23 protein-coding genes and 1 pseudogene are annotated in these 20,982 nt (G+C 52.0%); 14 read left to right on the forward strand and 10 right to left on the reverse strand.

All coding sequences use genetic code 11. The features are described from left to right. Window positions 1-61: 61 nt before the first annotated feature. Window positions 62-1,177, forward strand: coding sequence for an aspartate-semialdehyde dehydrogenase (asd, locus tag HMPREF2959_RS08910; protein WP_002243678.1), 1,116 nt, complete (start codon window positions 62-64; stop codon window positions 1,175-1,177). Window positions 1,178-1,405: 228 nt separating this feature from the next. Here the strand turns inward: asd and HMPREF2959_RS08915 are convergent, their stop codons facing one another. The 6 genes from HMPREF2959_RS08915 to obgE all read right to left on the reverse strand — a co-directional run bounded on the left by HMPREF2959_RS08915 (window position 1,406) and on the right by obgE (window position 7,622). Continuing rightward, entirely contained in the window at window positions 1,406-1,936 is a 531-nt protein-coding gene (locus HMPREF2959_RS08915; RefSeq protein ID WP_002230982.1) for an alpha/beta hydrolase, read from the reverse strand. Between the two features lie 9 nt (window positions 1,937-1,945). Further along, window positions 1,946-2,290 (reverse strand): hypothetical protein, encoded by a 345-nt coding sequence (locus HMPREF2959_RS08920; RefSeq protein ID WP_002243679.1) that lies wholly within the window; start codon window positions 2,288-2,290, stop codon window positions 1,946-1,948. After that, a complete protein-coding gene (locus HMPREF2959_RS08925; RefSeq protein WP_002237396.1) occupies window positions 2,277-3,056 on the reverse strand; it encodes an exodeoxyribonuclease III in 780 nt (259 codons plus the stop codon). The genes HMPREF2959_RS08920 and HMPREF2959_RS08925 overlap by 14 nt, the downstream gene beginning before the upstream one ends. Window positions 3,057-3,226: 170 nt before the next feature. Beyond that, window positions 3,227-4,648, reverse strand: a complete 1,422-nt coding sequence (cysS, locus tag HMPREF2959_RS08930; RefSeq protein WP_002236244.1) for a cysteine--tRNA ligase — start codon at window positions 4,646-4,648, stop codon at window positions 3,227-3,229. A gap of 687 nt (window positions 4,649-5,335) precedes the next feature. After that, window positions 5,336-6,385: an AAA family ATPase gene (locus tag HMPREF2959_RS08935; RefSeq protein ID WP_002215055.1), complete on the reverse strand. Its 1,050-nt coding sequence runs from the start codon at window positions 6,383-6,385 to the stop codon at window positions 5,336-5,338. An 82-nt stretch (window positions 6,386-6,467) separates the two neighbouring features. Then, window positions 6,468-7,622 (reverse strand): GTPase ObgE, encoded by a 1,155-nt coding sequence (obgE, locus tag HMPREF2959_RS08940; protein ID WP_002215056.1) that lies wholly within the window; start codon window positions 7,620-7,622, stop codon window positions 6,468-6,470. Between the two features lie 277 nt (window positions 7,623-7,899). On the opposite strand from obgE, the pseudogene HMPREF2959_RS13325 reads away from it, so the two are divergent. Next, window positions 7,900-8,207: pseudogene (locus tag HMPREF2959_RS13325) on the forward strand (cytochrome b). Window positions 8,208-8,241: 34 nt separating this feature from the next. Here HMPREF2959_RS13325 and rsmI read toward each other — a convergent pair. Further along, window positions 8,242-9,117 carry a 16S rRNA (cytidine(1402)-2'-O)-methyltransferase gene (gene rsmI / locus HMPREF2959_RS08950; protein ID WP_002238799.1) on the reverse strand — a complete coding sequence of 292 codons (876 nt, stop codon included), beginning with the start codon at window positions 9,115-9,117 and terminating at the stop codon, window positions 8,242-8,244. Between the two features lie 53 nt (window positions 9,118-9,170). Here rsmI and HMPREF2959_RS08955 point away from each other — a divergent pair, with 53 nt between their 5' ends. The 7 genes from HMPREF2959_RS08955 to HMPREF2959_RS08985 all read left to right on the forward strand — a co-directional run bounded on the left by HMPREF2959_RS08955 (window position 9,171) and on the right by HMPREF2959_RS08985 (window position 13,331). Next, window positions 9,171-9,518 carry a YraN family protein gene (locus HMPREF2959_RS08955; protein ID WP_002236247.1) on the forward strand — a complete coding sequence of 116 codons (348 nt, stop codon included), beginning with the start codon at window positions 9,171-9,173 and terminating at the stop codon, window positions 9,516-9,518. A 4-nt stretch (window positions 9,519-9,522) separates the two neighbouring features. Further along, window positions 9,523-10,116, forward strand: a complete 594-nt coding sequence (locus tag HMPREF2959_RS08960) for a phosphoheptose isomerase (protein ID WP_002236248.1) — start codon at window positions 9,523-9,525, stop codon at window positions 10,114-10,116. Window positions 10,117-10,179: 63 nt separating this feature from the next. After that, window positions 10,180-10,788 (forward strand): BON domain-containing protein, encoded by a 609-nt coding sequence (locus HMPREF2959_RS08965; RefSeq protein ID WP_002236249.1) that lies wholly within the window; start codon window positions 10,180-10,182, stop codon window positions 10,786-10,788. A 7-nt stretch (window positions 10,789-10,795) separates the two neighbouring features. Further along, entirely contained in the window at window positions 10,796-11,446 is a 651-nt protein-coding gene (locus HMPREF2959_RS08970; RefSeq protein WP_002215067.1) for a hypothetical protein, read from the forward strand. 39 nt (window positions 11,447-11,485) lie between these two features. Next, a complete protein-coding gene (gene map / locus HMPREF2959_RS08975) occupies window positions 11,486-12,265 on the forward strand; it encodes a type I methionyl aminopeptidase (protein ID WP_002218216.1) in 780 nt (259 codons plus the stop codon). 154 nt (window positions 12,266-12,419) lie between these two features. Beyond that, window positions 12,420-12,719 carry a helix-turn-helix domain-containing protein gene (locus tag HMPREF2959_RS08980; protein ID WP_002215072.1) on the forward strand — a complete coding sequence of 100 codons (300 nt, stop codon included), beginning with the start codon at window positions 12,420-12,422 and terminating at the stop codon, window positions 12,717-12,719. Window positions 12,720-12,956: 237 nt separating this feature from the next. Further along, on the forward strand, window positions 12,957-13,331 hold the full coding sequence (locus HMPREF2959_RS08985) for an ACP-like domain-containing protein (protein ID WP_002215074.1): 375 nt from the start codon (window positions 12,957-12,959) through the stop codon (window positions 13,329-13,331). Between the two features lie 187 nt (window positions 13,332-13,518). On the opposite strand, the gene HMPREF2959_RS08990 is transcribed toward HMPREF2959_RS08985, so the two are convergent. The 3 genes from HMPREF2959_RS08990 to HMPREF2959_RS09000 form a co-directional block, all read right to left on the reverse strand. After that, window positions 13,519-14,985, reverse strand: a complete 1,467-nt coding sequence (locus tag HMPREF2959_RS08990) for a malate:quinone oxidoreductase (protein ID WP_002219978.1) — start codon at window positions 14,983-14,985, stop codon at window positions 13,519-13,521. 537 nt (window positions 14,986-15,522) lie between these two features. Continuing rightward, a complete protein-coding gene (locus HMPREF2959_RS08995; protein ID WP_002219979.1) occupies window positions 15,523-16,113 on the reverse strand; it encodes a GNAT family N-acetyltransferase in 591 nt (196 codons plus the stop codon). 60 nt (window positions 16,114-16,173) lie between these two features. After that, entirely contained in the window at window positions 16,174-16,755 is a 582-nt protein-coding gene (locus HMPREF2959_RS09000; protein WP_002236250.1) for a 5-formyltetrahydrofolate cyclo-ligase, read from the reverse strand. A 77-nt stretch (window positions 16,756-16,832) separates the two neighbouring features. Here HMPREF2959_RS09000 and HMPREF2959_RS09005 point away from each other — a divergent pair, with 77 nt between their 5' ends. From HMPREF2959_RS09005 to mafA, 5 genes are all read left to right on the forward strand, one after another. Next, a complete protein-coding gene (locus HMPREF2959_RS09005; protein WP_002225724.1) occupies window positions 16,833-17,066 on the forward strand; it encodes a hypothetical protein in 234 nt (77 codons plus the stop codon). A gap of 172 nt (window positions 17,067-17,238) precedes the next feature. Next, a complete protein-coding gene (gene rpsB, locus HMPREF2959_RS09010) occupies window positions 17,239-17,967 on the forward strand; it encodes a 30S ribosomal protein S2 (protein WP_002218221.1) in 729 nt (242 codons plus the stop codon). Between the two features lie 128 nt (window positions 17,968-18,095). Further along, window positions 18,096-18,950: a translation elongation factor Ts gene (gene tsf, locus HMPREF2959_RS09015; protein ID WP_002223203.1), complete on the forward strand. Its 855-nt coding sequence runs from the start codon at window positions 18,096-18,098 to the stop codon at window positions 18,948-18,950. 219 nt (window positions 18,951-19,169) lie between these two features. Further along, window positions 19,170-19,889: a UMP kinase gene (gene pyrH / locus HMPREF2959_RS09020; protein ID WP_002243681.1), complete on the forward strand. Its 720-nt coding sequence runs from the start codon at window positions 19,170-19,172 to the stop codon at window positions 19,887-19,889. 183 nt (window positions 19,890-20,072) lie between these two features. After that, a partial coding sequence (gene mafA, locus HMPREF2959_RS09025) for an adhesin MafA (RefSeq protein WP_070696703.1) occupies window positions 20,073-20,982 on the forward strand: 910 nt, incomplete at its 3' end.

Here is a 20,982-nt window from a genome sequence, read left to right on the forward strand (position 1 = left end):
AACGCCGTACTGGTTTTTGTTAATCCGCTATATTAACGATTTTTCCTCAAGGAGCAACACAATGAAAGTAGGTTTCGTCGGCTGGCGCGGCATGGTCGGTTCGGTTTTGATGCAGCGTATGCAAGAAGAAAACGACTTCGCCCACATTCCCGAAGCGTTTTTCTTTACCACTTCCAACGTCGGCGGCGCAGCCCCTGATTTCGGTCAGGCGGCTAAAACATTATTGGACGCGAACAACGTTGCCGAACTGGCAAAAATGGACATCATCGTTACCTGCCAAGGCGGCGATTACACCAAATCCGTCTTCCAAGCCCTGCGCGACAGCGGCTGGAACGGTTACTGGATTGACGCGGCATCCTCGCTGCGCATGAAAGACGACGCGATTATCGTCCTCGACCCCGTCAACCGCAACGTCATCGACAACGGTTTGAAAAACGGCGTGAAAAACTACATCGGCGGCAACTGCACCGTCTCCCTGATGTTGATGGCTTTGGGCGGCCTGTTCCAAAACGATTTGGTCGAATGGGCGACCAGTATGACCTATCAGGCCGCTTCCGGCGCGGGCGCGAAAAATATGCGCGAACTCATCAGCGGTATGGGCGCAGTTCACGCCCAAGTGGCGGACGAACTTGCCGATCCTGCCGGCTCGATTCTCGACATCGACCGCAAAGTATCCGATTTCCTGCGCAGCGAAGACTATCCGAAAGCCAACTTCGGCGTACCGCTCGCCGGCAGCCTGATTCCGTGGATTGACGTGGATTTGGGCAACGGCCAGTCCAAAGAAGAATGGAAAGGCGGCGTGGAAACCAACAAAATCCTCGGCCGCAGCGACAATCCAACCGTGATTGACGGCCTGTGCGTCCGCGTCGGCGCGATGCGCTGCCACAGCCAAGCCATCACTCTGAAGTTGAAAAAAGACCTGCCTGTTTCCGAAATCGAAACGATTTTGGCAGGCGCGAACGACTGGGTGAAAGTCATCCCCAACGAAAAAGAAGCCAGCATCCACGAGCTGACTCCTGCCAAAGTTACCGGCACGCTGTCCGTCCCTGTCGGACGCATCCGCAAACTGGGCATGGGCGGCGAATACATCAGCGCGTTCACCGTCGGCGACCAGCTCTTGTGGGGCGCGGCCGAACCGCTGCGCCGCGTATTGCGTATCGTGTTGGGCAGCCTGTGAGCCCTGTTTGAATGGAAATGCCGTCTGAAGCCTGTTTCAGACGGCATTTTCCTTGCAACCCTGCCGGATAACGCCCTGCCGGCACTGCCGACGTAAAAAATAAAGGATTCCATTTCCGGCGGTATGCAGCAGCCCGACTTTATCCGAACCTGATGCGCCTGCACGTCAATGAAAACAGCCCGATATGCGGACTTCCTGCTACAGCCGAAATTCCGGTAAGGCAAGCGTTCACGCCAGCAACATTTCCTGCATCAGCTTCATACCCCACTGCCAGCCGCCGAGCATGCCGTTCAAACTGCCCGAATGCGGGGAAACCAACAGGCGGGCGTTCCACAAATCCGCCTGTTTTTGCGCCCAACCGTGCGGCACGCCGCCGTGTTCGGGTACAACCAATGCGGCACGGCAGGGACAGCGGACGCGTTGGAAAGTGTGTTCCGCATCGTCGGGAAAAATATCGGGACGCTGCGGTACAAGGATGATGTTGGCAATTTTCTTCCGTGTCAGGATGTCTGCCTGATACAGCCACGCCAAAAATGCGGCTGCGCCCGCACCGTGTGCGACAACGGCGACGTATTTGCCGCGTATGCGTTCAAATGCCGTCTGAAGCCCTGCCTGCCATTCCCCTATGCTTTGACCGGCCGACGCTTCGGACATCTGCACGACGGGATAACTGATCGCCCAGCGGTCTATCCACATTTCCGCTTCATCCGCATCGCGTACCAGCCACAGCGTCAAATCCTCAAGCTCGAAACTTTCCATTGTCCGCGCCTATTTGAGCAGGTCTTGCAGCGTGAACGCAATCAGCAGCGCGGCAGGCACACTCAACAGAGCGCACACGGCGAGGCAGGCAAGAACGTTTGCCAACAGCCGCCAGCCTTTCCAACCCAAACATTTGGACGCAATCAGCAGGCAGGGCAGGCTAATCAGCAGCCACACCAACGCCCATATCGGGTTTGCCTTGGTCGGCGCAAGCCAGCCTTGCATCCGCGACAACATAAATATCGCCCACACCAATATGGGCAGGATAAACGCAGCGACAACCCATGCCGCGCCTATTCCTGTTTTTCCGTCCACATTCCAATCATATTTACCCAAAACTTTATTCGGCAGCATAGTCATACTCCACGACCAGCGGCGCATGGTCGGAAAATTTTTCATCTTTATAAACGTGTGCGGACAAGGCTTTGGCGGCAAGTTCGGGCGTAACCATCTGATAATCGATGCGCCACCCGACATCTTTCGCATACGCCTGCCCGCGGTTGCTCCACCACGTGTAGCCCGGCACATCGGGATAAAGCGTGCGCCACATATCCGTCCAACCGAGCTTGTGGATAACCTTGCCTATCCACTCGCGTTCTTCCGGTAGGAAGCCCGAATTTTTCTGATTGCCTTTCCAGTTTTTCAGGTCGATGTTTTGGTGGGCGATGTTCCAGTCGCCGCAAACGACAATGTCGCGTCCTTCGTTTTTCATCGCTTCGAGCATAGGGTAAAACGCATCAAGGAAACGGTATTTCACCTGCTGGCGTTCTTCCGCGCTGCTGCCGCTGGGCAAATAAAGCGAAATAACGCTCAACCTGCCGAAATCGCAACGCACAAACCGCCCTTCCCTGTCGAATTCTTCAATGCCCATACCGATTTGCACATTGTCGGGTTTGCGTTTGCTGTACACCGCCACGCCGCTGTAACCGCGCTTCTCGGCGCAATGCCAATGGCCGTGCATCCCGTGCGGATTTTTCATATCGGCAGACAAATCAGCCTCCTGCGCTTTGAGTTCCTGCACGCAGACAATGTCCGCGCCCGATGCGGCGATGTATTCGTAAAAACCTTTTTTGTAGGCGGAGCGGATGCCGTTGACGTTGGCGGAAATGATTTTAAGCATAATAAAAATAAGTTCTCACAATGTTCCCATACACAAAGCAGCACCCGGTGCGCCGCCCGGCATTTCCCATTCGGCCCTGCCTGCTGAAAACGGCGGGGCTTCAAGCGGGAAATGCCGTCTGAAAACGGAAAAAGAGCAAAAGGCGGTACTTTTGCCCTTTCCGATACAGTTCAACCGCGCCGCCAAGTCGTGCCGCCGGCGTTGTCTTCCAAAATGATTTTGTGTTCGTTCAGAAGGTCGCGGATGCGGTCGGATTCCGCCCAGTTTTTATCGGCGCGCGCCTGTTTGCGGCGGGCGATCAAGTCTTCGATTTCTTCGTTGGAGAGGCCGTCTGAAGCCGCGCTGCCTTGCAGGAACTCGGTCGGGTCGCGTTGCAGCAGGCCGATGATGCCGCCCAAGGCTTTCAGACGGCCTGCCAGTTGCGCGTCATTGGTTTTGTTCACTTCGCCGGCAAGTTCGAACAACACCGCCACCGCTTTCACCGTATCAAAATCATCATTCATCGCAACATAAAAGCGGCGCGTGTAGTCATCGCCGGCTTCAGACGGCATCGGATCGGCGGGCGGCGTATTTTTCAAAGTCGTATACAAACGCGTCAACGCGCCTTTTGCATCATCCAAATGCGCGTCGGAATAGTTCAACGGGCTGCGGTAGTGGGCGCGCAGGATGAAGAAGCGCACGACTTCCGGATCGTATTGTTTCAACACTTCGCGGATGGTGAAGAAGTTGCCCAGCGATTTGGACATCTTTTCGCCGTCCACGCGGATAAAGCCGTTGTGCAGCCAGTATTTGACGTGGCTGGCGATGCTTTGCCCGTGGTGGGTTTGCGCGTGATGATGACCGCAGGTATGCCCCGTCGCGCCGACGCTTTGGGCAATTTCGTTTTCGTGGTGCGGAAACTGCAAATCCGCGCCGCCGCCGTGGATGTCGAAGGTATCGCCGAACAGGTTTTCACTCATGGCAGAGCATTCAATGTGCCAACCCGGACGGCCGTTGCCCCACGGGCTTTCCCACGCCGGTTCGCCTGCTTTGGCGGCTTTCCACAACACAAAATCAAGCGGATCGCGTTTGAAACCGTCCACTTCCACGCGTTCGCCCGCACGCAGGTCGTCCAACGATTTGCCCGACAATTGTCCGTAAGCGGCAAACTCGCGCACGGCGTAGTAAACGTCGCCATTTGCGGCAGGATATGCCTTGCCGTTTTGAATCAGGGTTTCAATCATGGCAATCATTTGCGGAATGTTTTCCGTTGCCTTCGGCTCAATATCCGGACGCAACACGCCCAAAGCATCGGCATCTTCGTGCATGGCTTGGATGAAACGCGCAGTCAGTTTGCCGATGGTCTCGCCGTTTTCAGCCGCGCGGGCAATGATTTTATCGTCGATGTCGGTGATGTTGCGTACATAAGTGAGCGGATAGCCGCACTCGCGCAACCAACGGGCAATCATGTCGAACACCACCATCACGCGGGCGTGTCCCAAATGGCAGTAATCGTAAACGGTCATACCGCAGACGTACATACGCACGTTTTCAGGGTCGATGGGGGAAAAGGGTTCTTTTTGACGGGTTAGGGTGTTGTAGATGGTGGTCATGGGATTATGGATTAATCTTTGTTGCTCGGATGATAATTTCTGTTCTGTTCCTGTAGATACGGACCAAGGAACATTACGTAGTTGCGGATTATTAATATGGCTGATATTTGTGAAAATTGGTTCTGCATAACAGTTTGCAAAATTTTTTGTAAATTCTGATAATTTAAACTTATCTTTTAATAAGTTTGCTAAATCTGATGACGAGGGATAAAGTTTACTTCTTATACTAGGCATTTCAATATGAAGGACTATTTTTATTTCGTTACAATCTAAAGCCAAGCGAGAAAAATCTTTTTCTTCCTGTTTTTCTGCTTTAAATTTAGCAGAAACCAATCCTGCCAATGAATCTCGAATTTTTCTTGCGATTAAATATGGTAGGTCAGAAAGTTTTTCATCTATTGATTGGGCATTTGGCTCAAGCCCAAGTCGGTAATAATCTTTAATTTCGATTAGCCAAAGTGTCGATTCATGAAGGGCTATTATATCTACACCTGAGCTGCCATTATCGTCATCTACACTTTGATTTATCCCGTTCTTTCCCTTTTCATTTGTATCAATTTTATTACGTAAATTACAACTGTTCTGAAAAATTTTATAATGTTCCCATTCGTCATACTTGGTAACGTAATAATCTTCAGGAAAAGCAAAGGTTAATCTCTTTTCTGTGATTGTAGTCATAGCTTAACCTCAAATATTCAGATACCTGTCTGCCTGCATAATGTTTTCATCTAACAATATCAATGTGTTCAAATCATTAATACTGTTCCCTTGCTCCACTTTTGTTCCATCATCGGAAGCAATCAACGAGAAAAAACGTACAGGTAAATCCGTGTTATTTTCAAGCTTCAAAAGTTCCAATTCTCTCAATAAGAATAAAGAGTGTGTTGCAATAAAAACCTGAATACCCTGTTGAGATAAAGACCAAATAATACGGGCAGCCACTTTGATCAATTTAGGATTCAGATTAGCTTCCGGTTCATCCCAAAATAGATAGCCTTTATCCAGCAATGCCCCTGTTGCGATTAACCGGGCAATCATGACAAATTTCCGCAAACCCTCTGCTACCAAAGGTGCTTCAATCTTACCGCCCGTATTTGTCAGCGATAGATAAAACCTTCCTTGTTCTTCAGATACTTTTCCGCCCATCGCGTTCTCAATAGGTTCGAGCAATTCTCGAATTTTTGTTTCTCTGGGGCCTTTGGCAAGCGGGTGATTTAATTGCATACAGGTATCAAACCAAGTTTCTTCGAAAGGGATGCTTTGGTTTTGATACAAAGAAGTGAACCAAGGGCAAAGTGTAATTAATTCGCGGCTGGGTAAGAAGATAGGTGTCGGAGTATATTCATTTTCTTTCAATCCGATGCTTTGAACATTGACTTGCGATGATGAGTTACTGGAAAAATTCAGACTACTATGCGTAGTGCCGTTTTGCAGTTTTAAAACGATTTCCGTACGCCCGCGCCCCTGCAAACGTTTGCTCAACCTGCCCAAGGAATCGGGACGGAAAACATTCAGTAATTTATCGGCAAAACTTTTTTGCAATTCTGTTTTCAGTAATCTGTTTTTGGTGTTAGATGTTACTTCTAGCAGGCTGTATAAAATTTTTAACAAATGTGTTTTGCCACAACCGTTTTCGGCAACAATAACATTGAGATTTTCAGAAAATTCAAAAGTATCGTTTGGAAGAACGGTAAAGTTTGTCAACTCAAGCGACTGGATATATTGGTTAGATGACATTTTTAATCCATTTCAATCTTGCTTTAAAATTGTTTCAAACAACCTTTTGTAGAACAAATATCGTCTGAAACCCTTTCTTTTTTCACTCCGGCTTAAACACGCCCGTATCCGTTTTAGGCTGCTGTTCGATAATTTCAACATTTGCCGCTGCTTTCTCCGCTTCGGCTTTTTCAGCTTCGATACGTTTTTTCTCGGTCAGGTATTGGTTGATTTGGTGTACCAATTCCTGCGTGCCTTGGTGGGTCAGCGCGCTGATTTGGAAGAGGCGCGGGGTTTCCATGTCGAATTGGAAGCGGTCGTCTGGTTTGGGGTAATCCCAGCCGACGGCTTCGAGGAAGGCGGCTGTTCGCGCTTGGGCTTCTTCTTCATCGAGCATATCAAGTTTGTTCAGCACCAGCCAGCGTGGTTTGTCGTAGAGTTCTTCGTCGTATTTGCGTAATTCGTTGATGATGGCGAGTGCTTCTTCGGCGGGGTTGACGGTTTCGTCGAAGGGCGCTAAATCGACGACGTGCAACAGCAGGCCGGTGCGCGATAAGTGTTTGAGGAAACGATGGCCGAGGCCTGCGCCTTCTGCCGCGCCTTCAATCAGGCCGGGGATGTCGGCCATCACGAAGCTGTGGTTTTCGTCGATGCGTACCACGCCTAAGTTTGGATGCAGGGTGGTGAAGGGGTAGTTGGCGATTTTGGGGCGTGCGGCGGATACGGCGGTAATCAGGGTGGATTTGCCGGCGTTGGGCATGCCTAATAAGCCGACATCGGCGAGGACTTTAAGCTCGAGTTGCAGGGAGCGGGTTTCGCCTTCTTCGCCGGGCGTGGATTGTTTGGGCGCACGGTTGACGGAGGATTTGAAGTGGATGTTGCCCAAGCCGCCTTTGCCGCCTTTGGCGAGGCAGACGCGCTGGCCGTGGTAGGTGAGGTCGGCAACGATTTCATCGGTGTCGAGGTCGCGGATAAGGGTGCCGATGGGCATTTTGAGGACGATGTCGTCCGCACCTGCGCCGTAACGGTCGGAACCGTGGCCTTTTTCGCCGTTTTTGGCTTGGTAGCGTTTAACGAAGCGGTATTCGACGAGGGTGTTGGTGTTTTCGTCGGCTTCCGCCCAAACGCTGCCGCCTTTGCCGCCGTCGCCGCCGTCCGGGCCGCCGCGCGGTACGAATTTTTCGCGGCGGAAACTGGTTGCGCCATTACCGCCTTTGCCTGCGGCGACTTCGATTTTTGCTTCGTCGATGAATTTCATTCAATGCTCTTGTTTGTTGGTTTCAAATGGGGGGTTCAGACGGATTACCGTGTGTTTTGATGCCGTCCGAACAGAATTTCGGACGCTATTATAAGGGATAAGCGGTATTTCAACACGCCGTACCCAAACTATTTGTTCCGCCCATCTTAATGAATTTTTAAGCAAATCTTCAGCCTGCAAACAAAATTATGTCCAACTTCTTTGGTACAATCGCGCCTTTTTGACATTCCGACCCGACGGAATGTCCGTTCAAACCGTTACATATAATAAGTTTTTTATGAACACAAACCAACCTGCCGTTTACGACCCGTTGACACGCGCGCTGCACTGGCTGACCGTTGCCGGTTTCATCGGCATTCTGACCACCATTACGGCAGCGGCCGCGGCCCGTTGAAAGTGTTCGGCGTTGAAGTGATGCAGGGTTCGCCGGAAAAAATCGAGTGGATGGCAAACTTGGGCAACACGTTCCACGGCAATTTGGGCTGGCTGCTGTTTGCCGCCGTCACCGGACACGTCGCCATGGTCGTCGTCCACCGTGTTCAAGGCAAAGACGTGCTGTACCGCATGACGGGACGCGTACGCTGATTGCCTCCCTCTTACGATGCCGGCTTGTCCGGCACTATTTGTTTTTCCAAAACAGTGCCAGATCGTACAAAGCTTTTTTTCCCTCGCCCGTGATTTTGGCAGCAAGCTCCGCCGCCTGTTTGGTCGGCAGCTCGGCCGCAAGGATTTTCATCACATTTTGCGCGGTCTCAGACAAGCCTTCGTGTTTTTCATCCTGCGCCGGATAAAGCACCAACACCATCTCACCGCGCGATTGGTTGCCGTCCGCCACCAATGCCGTCTGAATTTCCCCAACCGTGCCGCTTAAGAACGTTTCAAACGTTTTCGTAATTTCGCGCGCCAGCATCAGACGGCGTTCGGGGAGCAGTTCCACCATATCGGCAAGCGTCGCCCCGATTCGGTGCGGCGTTTCAAACATGACGATAGGAAATGCCGCCCGCACCCATTTGGCAAACAGTTTCCTACGTTCGCCCGATTTCGGCGGTACAAAACCGTTGAAATAAAAATCGGATCCTTCCACACCGGCCACGCTCAAAGCCGCCATCACCGCGCTTGCGCCCACGACGGGAACGACTTTAAACCCGGCCTCACGCACGCGGCCGGCGAGTTTGGCACCCGGGTCGCACACGGCCGGCGTACCCGCATCGGAAACCTGTGCCACAACCATGCCGTCTGAAAGATAGCCGACAATCTTGTCCGCCATCTGCCGTTCGTTGTGTTCGCGCACACTGACAAGTTTGCCCTGAATGCCGTACGCGCTCAAAAGCTGCGCGGTAACGCGCGTGTCTTCGGCACAGATGATGTCCGCCTTTTGCAATACCGCCAAAGCGCGCAGGGTAATGTCCGCCAAATTGCCGATGGGCGTGGCAACCACGTATAATGTCCCTCCGACGACGCTGTCGGAGGCTTTCTGCAAGTGTTTCTGAAACATAAAAAATGCCGTCTGAAAAACAAACATTATAAATTATAAAGGTTAAACCGATTATGCGCCTAAACCACAAACAGGGCGAGGCAGGGGAAGATGCCGCGCTTGCCTTCCTCCAATCCCAAGGCTGCACACTGCTTGCCCGCAACTGGCACTGCGCCTACGGCGAAATCGACCTGATTGTCAAAAACGGCGGTATGATTCTGTTTGTTGAAGTAAAATACCGCAAAAATCGGCAATTCGGCGGTGTCGCATACAGCATTTCCCCATCCAAATTATTGAAACTGCAACGAAGTGTAGAGTATTATCTGCAACAGAACAGGTTGACAAACGTACCGTGCCGCCTCGATGCGGTACTGATTGAAGGAAACCGCCCGCCCGAGTGGATACAGAATATTACAGGTTGACGATATGACGACATTACAAGAACGCGTTGCCGCCCATTTTGCCGAAAGCATCCGTGCCAAACAGGAAGCCGAAAAAGTACTGGTCGAGCCGACCGTACAGGCTGCCGAGCTGATGCTGCAATGCCTGATGAACGACGGCAAGATTCTGGCGTGCGGCAACGGCGGTTCGGCCGCCGATGCCCAGCACTTCGCCGCCGAAATGACCGGACGCTTTGAAAAAGAGCGCATGGAACTCGCCGCCGTCGCCCTGACCACCGACACATCCGCGCTGACCGCCATCGGTAACGACTACGGCTTCAACCACGTCTTCAGCAAACAGGTACGCGCCCTCGGACGTGCAGGCGACGTCTTGGTCGGCATTTCCACTTCCGGCAACTCCGCCAACGTCATCGAAGCCATTAAAGCGGCACACGAACGCGATATGCACGTCATCGCCCTGACCGGCCGCGACGGCGGCAAAATCGCCGCCATGCTCAAAGACACCGACGTTCTGCTCAACGTCCCCTATCCGCGCACCGCCCGCATTCAGGAAAACCACATCCTGCTGATACACGCCATATGCGACTGTATCGACTCCGTACTGCTGGAAGGAATGTAACCCTTTTCAGACGGCATGGCGCAAAGCAATGCCGTCTGAAACGCCCAAGAAAGGAAGCACCCGATGAAACCCAAACCGCACACCGTCCGCACCCTGATTGCCGCCATTTTCAGCCTTGCCCTTAGCGGCTGCGTCAGCGCAGTAATCGGAAGCGCCGCCGTCGGCGCGAAATCCGCCGTCGACCGCCGAACCACCGGCGCGCAAACCGACGACAACGTTATGGCGTTGCGTATCGAAACCACCGCCCGTTCCTACCTGCACCAAAACAACCAAACCAAAGGCTACACGCCCCAAATCTCCGTCGTCGGCTACAACCGCCACCTGCTGCTGCTCGGACAAGTCGCCACCGAAGGCGAAAAACAGTTCGTCGGTCAGATTGCACGTTCCGAACAGGCCGCCGAAGGCGTGTACAACTACATTACCGTCGCCTCCCTGCCGCGCACTGCCGGCGACATCGCCGGCGACACTTGGAACACATCCAAAGTCCGCGCCACGCTGTTGGGCATCAGCCCCGCCACACAGGCGCGCGTCAAAATCGTTACCTACGGCAACGTAACCTACGTTATGGGCATCCTCACCCCCGAAGAACAGGCGCAGATTACCCAAAAAGTCAGCACCACCGTCGGCGTACAAAAAGTCATCACCCTCTACCAAAACTACGTCCAACGCTGACTCGGCAATGCCGTCTGAACCGCCTTCAGACGGCATTGCCCGACACCCCAAAAGCACAATCAAAATGGCAAAAAAACCGAACAAACCCTTCAGGCTGACCCCCAAACTCCTGATACGCGTCGTATTGCTCATCTGTATCACCGCCATCGGCGCATTGGCAATAGGCATCGTCAGCACATTCAACCCGAACGGCGGCAAAACCCTCCAAACCGAACCGCAACACACCGACAGCCCCCGCGAAACCGAATTCTGGCTGCCAAACGGCGTAGTCGGACAAGATGCCGCCCAACCCGAACACCACCACGCCGCCTCATCCGAACCCGCACAGCCGGACGGCACAGACGAAAGCGGCAGCGGACTGCCGTCCCCTGCCGCACCCAAGAAAAACCGGGTCAAACCGCAACCTGCCGACACAGCTCAAACCGACAGGCAGCCGGACGACGCCGGAACACAAGCTGAAAACACACTCAAAGAAACCCCCGTACTGCCCACAAACGTCCCCCGTCCCGAACCCCGAAAAGAAACACCCGAAAAACAGGCGCAGCCCAAAGAAACACCCAAAGAAAAAGAAACGCCCAAAGAAAACCATACCAAACCGGACACCCCGAAAAACACGCCGCCCAAACCCCATAAAGAAATTCTCGACAACCTCTTCTGACCCGGCACGGCAGGCACACCCGCAATCCAAGGAAGCATTATGAACGGCATCATCATCAAAACCCCCGAAGAAATCGAAAAAATGCGCGAGCTGGGCAAACTCGTCGCCGAAGCCCTCGACTACATCGGACAATTCGTCAAACCCGGCGTAACCACCGACGAAATCGACAAACTCGTTTACGACTACCACGTCAACGTCCAAGGCGGCTATCCCGCCCCCCTGCACTACGGCAACCCGCCCTACCCCAAATCCTGCTGCACCTCCGTCAACCACGTCATCTGCCACGGCATTCCCGACGACAAGCCGCTCAAAGAAGGCGACATTATCAACATCGACCTCACCATCAAAAAAGACGGCTTCCACGGCGACTCCAGCCGTATGTTTACCGTCGGCAAAGTCTCCCCCATCGCCCAACGCCTGATCGACGTAACCCACGCCTCCATGATGGCGGGCATAGAAGCCGTCAAACCCGGCGCGACACTGGGCGACGTAGGTTACGCCTGCCAACAGGTTGCCGAAAACGCCGGCTATTCCGTCGTACAGGAATTCTGCGGACACGGCATCGGGCGCGGTTTCCACGAAGCCCCGCAAGTGTTGCACTACGGAAAAAAAGGACAGGGCCCCGTTCTAAAACCGGGTATGATTTTTACCGTCGAACCGATGATCAACCAAGGCAAACGCCACCTGCGTATCCTCAACGACGGCTGGACGGTGGTTACCAAAGACCGCTCCCTCTCCGCCCAATGGGAACACGAAGTCTTGGTGACCGAAACCGGCTACGAAATCCTCACCGTCAGCCCCGCCTCCGGCAAACCCTGAAGCCGGACGTATCCGCCCCATAAAAACAAACAATGCCGTCTGAAAGAAACGGCAGATATGATATATAATATAAAAACAGGCTTGACCCGGCACATTACGAAAACAAAGCAAATCGGAATTTGCCCCGCAACCAGACAAACTTAAAGGAAGTTTTATGAAAATATTTGAAAATATAGAAGATGTTAAAGCCATCCGTAAAAAGACCGGGCTGAACCAGATAGACTTCTGGGGCAAGGTCGGCGTTACCCAGTCTGGAGGCTCGCGCTACGAAACCGGCCGCAAAATGCCCAAACCCGTACGCGAACTGCTCCGCCTCGTCCATATCGAATGCATCGATTTGGCGAAAGTCAACAAAAAAGATATGGAAATCGCCGCCCTGTTGAAAAAACACCATCCCGACCTGTATGCCGAATTGTCCAAACAGACCAAGTCCGAAAGAAAAAAACAAAGTTAAACCGCAACCTCCGGATGCCCGACAGTTTTTCATTTCCGAAAAACGCAAACAATGCCGTCTGAAACACCGGACAGGCCGCCGTATCCCGCCTGCCGCCCCTGCCTCAAACCGCCGAACCGCCCGAACCCGCCTTTTTACAAACTTTATCCAATTTCCTGTTTATTTCAGGATACGCCGACATTAGAATGTCAAACAGCTCGAAACGGGCAAACTCCACATCCATCCAAAGGAATAAAAATGAAACTTCTGACCACCGCAATCCTGTCTTCCGCAATCGCGCTCAGCAGTATGGCTGCTGCTGCCGGCACGAACAACCCCACCGTTGCCAAAAAAACCGTCAGCTACGTCTGCCAGCAAGGTAAAAAAGTCAAAGTAACCTACGGCTTCAACAAACAGGGTCTGACCACATACGCTTCCGCCGTCATCAACGGCAAACGTGTGCAAATGCCTGTCAATTTGGATAAATCCGACAATGTGGAAACATTCTACGGCAAAGAAGGCGGTTATGTTTTGGGTACCGGCGTGATGGATGGCAAATCTTACCGCAAACAGCCCATTATGATTACCGCACCTGACAACCAAATCGTCTTCAAAGACTGTTCCCCACGTTAATCAGGCAACAAAAAACAGCGTTTTCAGAAATGAAAACGCTGTTTTTTTGACCGTTCCATTATTCGCAAAAGGGAAAAAACGATTACCTGCCCCGTGTATCAAAACCTGCCCTGCCGGATGAAGGGCATAACCGGCAGGGACGGCGTCAACACCATATGGGGGTACGGCTTTTCTTGAAAGATTCGGCTTAAATATCCAATACTTTCGCGGTATAGGCGATAATTTCATCCGCCCTTTCAGGGTTTTCGTTCAACTTGATGCCGTAACCCGGTACCAGCTCTTTCAGACGGTCTTCCCAAGACGGGGCGCGCTCGGGGAAGCATTGGTGCATCAGCCGGATCATCAGCGGCACAGCGGTCGATGCGCCCGGCGACGCGCCCAGCAATGCGGCGAGTGAGCCGTCGGCGTGGGCGACAATCTCCGTACCAAACTGGAGCACGCCGCCTTTTTCGGAGTCTTTTTTAATGATTTGGACGCGTTGCCCTGCGGTGATGAGTTCCCAGTCGTCGGGGTTTGCCTCGGGGTAGTATTCCAGCAGGGAGGCGAAGCGTTCTTCTTTGGTTTTACGCAATTCGCCCAGCAGGTATTTGGTCAGCGGCATATTCGCCCAGCCGGCGCACAGCATAGGATAGAGGTTGTCCATATGGATGGACAGCGGCAAATCCATAAGCGAGCCTTGCTTGAGGAAGTTGGAACGGAAGCCTGCGTAAGGGCCGAACATAAGGTGGCGTTTGCCGTCCACGTTGCGTGTGTCGAGGTGCGGGACGGACATCGGCGGCGCGCCGACGGAAGCCTGCCCGTACACTTTGGCGTTGTGTTGTTCGGCGGTTTCGGGGTTGCTGTTGCGGAAGAACAGGCCGGACACGGGGAAGCCGCCGTAGCCTTTGCCTTCGGGGATGCCGGATTTTTGCAGCAGGGTCAGCGCGCCGCCGCCCGCGCCGAGGAAGAGGAAGCGGGTACGGAGGGTGAGCTGCCCGTCGGGGTTGCGGGTATCGGCGGTTTTGAGCACCCACGCGCCGTCGGATTCGCGTTTGATGTCTTCGACGTGGCGGTTGAACTCGGTTTTTACGCCCTTGCCCTGCAAATATTTCACCATTTGGCGCGTCAGCCGTCCGAAATCGACATCCGTACCTTCGGCGGAGTAGTTGGCGGCGACGGGTTGGTTTTCGTCCCGGCCGCGCATCATCAGCGGAGCCCAATCGGAAATTTTGTTCCGATCGGTGGAAAATTCCATATTTTCAAAAAGTTTTTGGGTTTTAAACGCGTCATAACGTTTTTGAAGATAAGAACAATGGTCTTCATTCATCACCAAAGACATATGCGGCACGGCATTGATGAAGGAATTGTCTTCCAACTTGCCTTCCGCGACCAGCGTCGCCCAAAACTGGCGGCTGACATGAAACTGTTCGGCAATATTGAGGGCGCGCGCCGGATCGATAATCCCATTTGCACCCAACGGCGCATAGTTCAATTCGCACAGCGCGGAATGCCCCGTGCCGGCGTTGTTCCACGCGTTTGACGATTCCAACGCCACATCTTCCAAGCGTTCAATCAGGGTGATTTCCCAAGACGGTTCGAGTTCTTTGAGCAAAACGCCCAAAGTCGCGCTCATAATGCCGCCGCCCACCAAGACAACGTCTGTCGCTTCAGCCATGGTTTACTCCTAAAAAACAGGCATCTTCTGCCCTTATGGTTATTTGCCGTACTACAAACGCCTGAATCGCAAAAGCAGGGAAAACCGGCAATGGTGTGTGTCCGAGTATGCTGTTTCGGGGTTGGAATGCGTTGCAAGTATGGCTTCCGACACCGCTTCAGGGGCTTGTAATATGTTATCGTGAATGTAGTGGATTTTACTGGGAAATGCAAAGTTTTTCTGTCGCCCGCCAAGTCGGGAAACTGCGAAATGAAAAATAAAAATAGTTATTTATCTATATATATCAAATTTTTAATAGATAAAAAATCAAAATTGTTTATATATTAATTTTTAAAAGATTGTCAGCATATTGCGTTAAGTTTTTTATAGTGGATTAACAAAAATCAGGACAAGGCGACCGAAGCCGCAGACAGTACAGATAGTACGGAACCGATTCACTTGGTGCTTAGCACCTTTAGAGAATCGTTCTCTTCGAGCTAGGGCGAGGCAACGCCGTACTGGTTTTTGTTAATCCACTATAAATTTGAAAATACTGCCTCACACCTGCACGCCATACCCTGCCAACCTGCCGGTCAGGATTTCCCTGTTTTTGCACCAATCTTCCCTCAGCATACTGTACACGACCGTATCGCGCACACTGCCGTCTTTACGGAGCATATGCATACGCAGCACGCCGTCTTTTTCCGCACCCAGCCGTTCGATGGCACGTTGCGAGGCAAGGTTCAGAATATCCGTGCGCCATCCCACGCAACGGCAAGCCAAAACATCAAATGCGTAATCCAACAGCATGATTTTGCAACAGGTGTTTATCCGTGTCCGCCGTGCCGATGCCGCATACCATGTGAATCCAATATCCAAACGCGGAATCTGCGGTTCAAAATGATAATACGCCGTTGTCCCGACCACCCTGCCCGCCTCTTCATCGACAACCGCAAACGCCAAACGCGTTGCCAATGCTGTCCCGATATAGTCTGCCACCCTATCCGGATGGGGCGCGGACGTTACTCCCAGCTTCCAAACTTCCCCATCGCAAACCGCCTCGCGCAAACCCGTTTCATGATGCACATCCAACGGTTCGAGCCGTACGCCACCCAACGACAAGACCGGCAGTATTATCTTTTCCGACATCCTTTTCTCCCAATATTCCACCTTCAGACGGCATTTCCGTTCAAAATGCCGTCTGAACGGCTAAAAACACAATATCCCCGCCTCCGACACAAAACCGTCCAGCGGCAGGTCGTGCGCCTCGACCGACAGTCTGTCCACCAACTGGCAGGCAAAGCCCACGCCCACGGTTTTTGCCTGCAAACGGTATTTCATCGCTGCAAGCGTCGCATCGTAATAGCCGCCTGCCTGCCCCAAACGGTAGCCTTCGCGGTCTATGCCGACAAGCGGAACGAGCAATACCGACAAACCGTGCACGCGGATTTTGCGCCCTGCAAACTGCGGCACGTTCAACCTCGCCCTGCCCCGTATGCGCTCCCGTTCCATTCCGCTTTCAGGATACGGCGTAAACCACATCCGCCGCGAACGCGGTTCGATATAAGGCAGGTAGAGTTCCGCACCGCGTTTTTGCGCCGCGCGGACAAAGCCGTCCAAACGCAATTCCTTGCCCATCGGCCAATACACGCCGATTTTCCGCCCTTTTTTAATATAACGTTTGAGCAGGTGGTTGATTTTTACCGTTGCCGCCGCCCGCACGTCCCGCCCCATTTGCGAACGCCGCCCGCGCAATTCGCGGCGCAGGGCGCGTTTTTCCTCATTCCTCATTTCAGACGGCCTTTCAGGATTGCGGTAGAATGTTGCGATTATAACGATTTTGTTAACATTCAAACAGGACGCACACAATGTGGCACATCGTCGCCATCGGCTATCTTTTTGTTGCCGTTATGTATTCCGCCGCGCAGCCGAGTATTGCGCGCGCCTTGATTTATTTGGTTTTTTGGGCGGTGCTGCCCACCGTGTTCACGGTTTTCACCATTACCGTCCGCCGCCGCAACCACCTGATGAGGCAGCAGGAACAGGCGGAATCCGAACAGCAGCGCGCACAACGGCAAAAAGACAGCGGCACAAAACCCTGAATCCCTTTTCAGACGGCATCTTATCCGCTATAATCCGTCAGTTTTCCATTTCGGAAACACACTATTTTTTAAAACTTATGCCCACTTTCGCCGAAGGGTGCTTGACAATAGGCGTGACCTATCAAGTTCTATGCGATTGAATGTGTGCTCTTAACCCTTTCAAGGAAATAAAATGTCTCAAATTACTATGCGTCAGATGATTGAAGCCGGTGTTCACTTCGGCCACCAAACCCGTTTCTGGAACCCGAAAATGGCACAATACATTTTCGGTGCGCGCAACAAAATCCATATCGTAAACTTGGAAAAAACCCTGCCGATGTTCCAAGACGCGCAAGAAGCCGTACGCCGTTTGGTTGCCAACAAAGGTACAGTATTGTTCGTAGGTACCAAACGCCAAGCCCGCGACATCATCCGCGAAGAAGCGACCCGTGCCGGTATGCCTTTCGTTGATTACCGCTGGTTGGGCGGTATGCTGACCAACTACAAAACCGTTAAGCAATCCATCAAACGCCTGGAAGAAAAAACCGCAGCCTTGGAAAATGCTGCCGAAAGCGGTTTCAGCAAAAAAGAAATTCTGGAAATGCAACGCGATGTTGAAAAACTGGAACGTTCTTTGGGCGGTATCAAAAACATGAAAGGCCTGCCTGACGCGATTTTCGTTATCGATACCGGCTACCAAAAAGGTACTCTGGTTGAAGCTGAAAAATTGGGCATCCCTGTTATCGCCGTAGTCGATACCAACAACAGCCCCGACGGCGTGAAATACGTTATCCCCGGCAACGACGACTCCGCCAAAGCCATCCGCCTGTACTGCCGCGGCATCGCTGACGCAGTTTTGGAAGGCAAAAACCAAGCGCTGCAAGAAACCGTAGCCGCTGCCCAAGAAGCCGCTGCCGAGTAATCCGGCAAACCGAAGAGGGGCGTTATGCCCCTTTTCTCAAATATGCCGTCTGAACGTCCGTTCGCGGCACACGATTCCCGAATGCGGAAAATCCTTTCCGTATTTCCCAAAAATCTAGGAGATTCAAAATGGCAGAAATTACTGCAAAAATGGTTGCCGATCTGCGCGCCGCTACCGGCCTGGGCATGATGGAATGCAAAAAAGCCTTGGTTGAAGCTGAAGGCAACTTCGACAAAGCCGAAGAAATCCTGCGTATTAAATCCGGTGCGAAAGCCGGTAAACTGGCTGGCCGTACTGCTGCCGAAGGCGTATTGGCTTACGCGATTAACGGCAATGTCGGCGCATTGGTTGAAGTAAACTGCGAAACCGACTTCGTTGCTAAAGACGCGGGCTTCGTAGAATTTGCCAACTTCGTTGCGAAAACCGCCGCCGAGAAAAAACCGGCTTCTGTTGAAGAACTGAGCGAACTGGTTGAAGCAGAACGCAAAGCCATCATCGCCAAATTGGGCGAGAACATGTCTGTCCGTCGCTTCCAAGTGATCGACACTGCCAACCAACTGGTTGCCTACATCCACGGCGCATTGGCGACCGAAGGCGTATTGGTTGAGTACAAAGGCTCTGAAGACGTAGCACGCAAAATCGGTATGCACATTGTTGCCGCTAAACCACAATGCGTAAGCGAAGCCGAAGTAGATGCCGAAACCGTTGAAAAAGAACGCCACATCTACACCGAACAAGCCATCGCTTCTGGCAAACCTGCCGACATCGCCGCTAAAATGGTTGAAGGCCGCATCCGTAAATTCTTGGCTGAAATCACTCTGAACGGCCAAGCATTCGTGATGAACCCCGATCAAACTGTTGCCCAATTCGCTAAAGAAAACGGCACTGAAGTGATCAGCTTCGTACGCTACAAAGTAGGCGATGGCATCGAAAAAGCCGTTGTCGACTACGCAGCCGAAGTAGCCGCAGCCGCCAAAGTGTAAGGCACTTATGAAAAAGAAAGCACCTGGATTCCAAACGAATCAGGGTGCTTTTTTTTGAGAAAACCGTTTGCGGTACCTATTTTAAGACGACCGAATATTCAGACCGTCTGAAAACAAAACAATAATAGAACGACACACCATATCATTGTAATTCCGACCGTTTGAAAATTCAGACGGCCCAAACTCCGACCGACGACATTCAAGAAAGCAAGGTATCCCATGACACAGCAAATCAAATACAAACGCGTATTACTGAAACTCTCCGGCGAATCCCTGATGGGTTCCGATCCGTTCGGCATCAATCACGACACCATCGTCCAAACCGTCGGCGAAATTGCCGAAGTCGTTAAAATGGGCGTACAGGTCGGCATCGTCGTGGGCGGCGGCAATATTTTCCGGGGCGTATCCGCCCAAGCAGGCAGCATGGACCGCGCCACTGCCGATTACATGGGTATGATGGCGACCGTGATGAACGCGTTGGCACTCAAAGACGCATTTGAAACTTTAGGCATCAAAGCGCGCGTACAATCCGCACTGTCTATGCAGCAAATCGCTGAAACTTACGCCCGTCCTAAAGCCATCCAATATTTGGAAGAAGGCAAAGTCGTGATTTTTGCCGCCGGTACCGGTAACCCGTTCTTCACGACCGACACTGCCGCCGCATTGCGCGGTGCGGAAATGAACTGCGACGTGATGCTCAAAGCCACCAACGTCGACGGTGTATACACCGCAGACCCGAAAAAAGACCCGTCCGCCACACGCTACGAAACCATTACTTTTGACGAAGCCTTGTTGAAAAACCTCAAAGTGATGGATGCCACCGCTTTCGCCCTCTGCCGCGAACGCAAGCTCAATATTGTAGTATTCGGCATTGCTAAAGAAGGCTCGCTCAAACGTGTAGTAACCGGTGAAAACGAAGGTACGCTGGTTCACTGCTGATTGACCATAGTGTCGGCAGATATAGTCGCATATGGGCTTCAGACAGCCATTTATTATATGGAGATTATAGTGGATTAAATTTAAACCAGTACGGCGTTGCCTCGCCTTGCCGTACTGGTTTAAATTTAATCCACTATATTTACAATTTTGATACAATTTGTTTTTCATCAAAGGAGAAAATCTATGCAAACACGGCTGCTGATACCTATTCTTTTTTCAGTTTTTATTTTATCCGCCTGCGGGACACTGACAGGTATTCCATCGCATGGCGGAGGTAAACGCTTTGCGGTCGAACAAGAACTTGTGGCCGCTTCTGCCAGAGCTGCCGTTAAAGACATGGATTTACAGGCATTACACGGACGAAAAGTTGCATTGTACATTGCAACTATGGGCGACCAAGGTTCAGGCAGTTTGACAGGGGGTCGCTACTCCATTGATGCACTGATTCGTGGCGAATACATAAACAGCCCTGCCGTCCGTACCGATTACACCTATCCACGTTACGAAACCACCGCTGAAACAACATCAGGCGGTTTGACAGGTTTAACCACTTCTTTATCTACACTTAATGCCCCTGCACGCTCTCGCACCCAATCAGACGGTAGCGGAAGTAAAAGCAGTCTGGGCTTAAATATTGGCGGGATGGGGGATTATCGAAATGAAACCTTGACGACTAACCCGCGCGACACTGCCTTTCTTTCCCACTTGGTACAGACCGTATTTTTCCTGCGCGGCATAGACGTTGTTTCTCCTGCCAATGCCGATACAGATGTGTTTATTAACATCGACGTATTCGGAACGATACGCAACAGAACCGAAATGCACCTATACAATGCCGAAACACTGAAAGCCCAAACAAAACTGGAATATTTCGCAGTAGACAGAACCAATAAAAAATTGCTCATCAAACCCAAAACCAATGCGTTTGAAGCTGTCTATAAAGAAAATTACGCATTGTGGATGGGGCCGTATAAAGTAAGCAAAGGAATTAAACCGACGGAAGGATTAATGGTCGATTTCTCCGATATCCGACCATACGGCAATCATACGGGTAACTCTGCCCCATCCGTAGAGGCTGATAACAGTCATGAGG

The sequence above is a fragment of the Neisseria sp. HMSC070F02 genome, from assembly GCF_001814225.1.
In the GTDB taxonomy this organism is placed as follows: domain Bacteria; phylum Pseudomonadota; class Gammaproteobacteria; order Burkholderiales; family Neisseriaceae; genus Neisseria; species Neisseria meningitidis.

What these genes read in the sequence shown, in the direction of transcription:
- asd (WP_002243678.1), top strand. Translation starts at nt 62, where the DNA reads ATGAAAGTAGGTTTCGTCGGCTGGCGCGGCATGGTCGGTTCGGTTTTG.
- HMPREF2959_RS08915 (WP_002230982.1), bottom strand. Translation starts at nt 1,936, where the DNA reads ATGGAAAGTTTCGAGCTTGAGGATTTGACGCTGTGGCTGGTACGCGAT.
- HMPREF2959_RS08920 (WP_002243679.1), bottom strand. Translation starts at nt 2,290, where the DNA reads ATGCTGCCGAATAAAGTTTTGGGTAAATATGATTGGAATGTGGACGGA.
- HMPREF2959_RS08925 (WP_002237396.1), bottom strand. Translation starts at nt 3,056, where the DNA reads ATGCTTAAAATCATTTCCGCCAACGTCAACGGCATCCGCTCCGCCTAC.
- cysS (WP_002236244.1), bottom strand. Translation starts at nt 4,648, where the DNA reads ATGACCACCATCTACAACACCCTAACCCGTCAAAAAGAACCCTTTTCC.
- HMPREF2959_RS08935 (WP_002215055.1), bottom strand. Translation starts at nt 6,385, where the DNA reads ATGTCATCTAACCAATATATCCAGTCGCTTGAGTTGACAAACTTTACC.
- obgE (WP_002215056.1), bottom strand. Translation starts at nt 7,622, where the DNA reads ATGAAATTCATCGACGAAGCAAAAATCGAAGTCGCCGCAGGCAAAGGC.
- rsmI (WP_002238799.1), bottom strand. Translation starts at nt 9,117, where the DNA reads ATGTTTCAGAAACACTTGCAGAAAGCCTCCGACAGCGTCGTCGGAGGG.
- HMPREF2959_RS08955 (WP_002236247.1), top strand. Translation starts at nt 9,171, where the DNA reads ATGCGCCTAAACCACAAACAGGGCGAGGCAGGGGAAGATGCCGCGCTT.
- HMPREF2959_RS08960 (WP_002236248.1), top strand. Translation starts at nt 9,523, where the DNA reads ATGACGACATTACAAGAACGCGTTGCCGCCCATTTTGCCGAAAGCATC.
- HMPREF2959_RS08965 (WP_002236249.1), top strand. Translation starts at nt 10,180, where the DNA reads ATGAAACCCAAACCGCACACCGTCCGCACCCTGATTGCCGCCATTTTC.
- HMPREF2959_RS08970 (WP_002215067.1), top strand. Translation starts at nt 10,796, where the DNA reads ATGCCGTCTGAACCGCCTTCAGACGGCATTGCCCGACACCCCAAAAGC.
- map (WP_002218216.1), top strand. Translation starts at nt 11,486, where the DNA reads ATGAACGGCATCATCATCAAAACCCCCGAAGAAATCGAAAAAATGCGC.
- HMPREF2959_RS08980 (WP_002215072.1), top strand. Translation starts at nt 12,420, where the DNA reads ATGAAAATATTTGAAAATATAGAAGATGTTAAAGCCATCCGTAAAAAG.
- HMPREF2959_RS08985 (WP_002215074.1), top strand. Translation starts at nt 12,957, where the DNA reads ATGAAACTTCTGACCACCGCAATCCTGTCTTCCGCAATCGCGCTCAGC.
- HMPREF2959_RS08990 (WP_002219978.1), bottom strand. Translation starts at nt 14,985, where the DNA reads ATGGCTGAAGCGACAGACGTTGTCTTGGTGGGCGGCGGCATTATGAGC.
- HMPREF2959_RS08995 (WP_002219979.1), bottom strand. Translation starts at nt 16,113, where the DNA reads ATGTCGGAAAAGATAATACTGCCGGTCTTGTCGTTGGGTGGCGTACGG.
- HMPREF2959_RS09000 (WP_002236250.1), bottom strand. Translation starts at nt 16,755, where the DNA reads ATGAGGAATGAGGAAAAACGCGCCCTGCGCCGCGAATTGCGCGGGCGG.
- HMPREF2959_RS09005 (WP_002225724.1), top strand. Translation starts at nt 16,833, where the DNA reads ATGTGGCACATCGTCGCCATCGGCTATCTTTTTGTTGCCGTTATGTAT.
- rpsB (WP_002218221.1), top strand. Translation starts at nt 17,239, where the DNA reads ATGTCTCAAATTACTATGCGTCAGATGATTGAAGCCGGTGTTCACTTC.
- tsf (WP_002223203.1), top strand. Translation starts at nt 18,096, where the DNA reads ATGGCAGAAATTACTGCAAAAATGGTTGCCGATCTGCGCGCCGCTACC.
- pyrH (WP_002243681.1), top strand. Translation starts at nt 19,170, where the DNA reads ATGACACAGCAAATCAAATACAAACGCGTATTACTGAAACTCTCCGGC.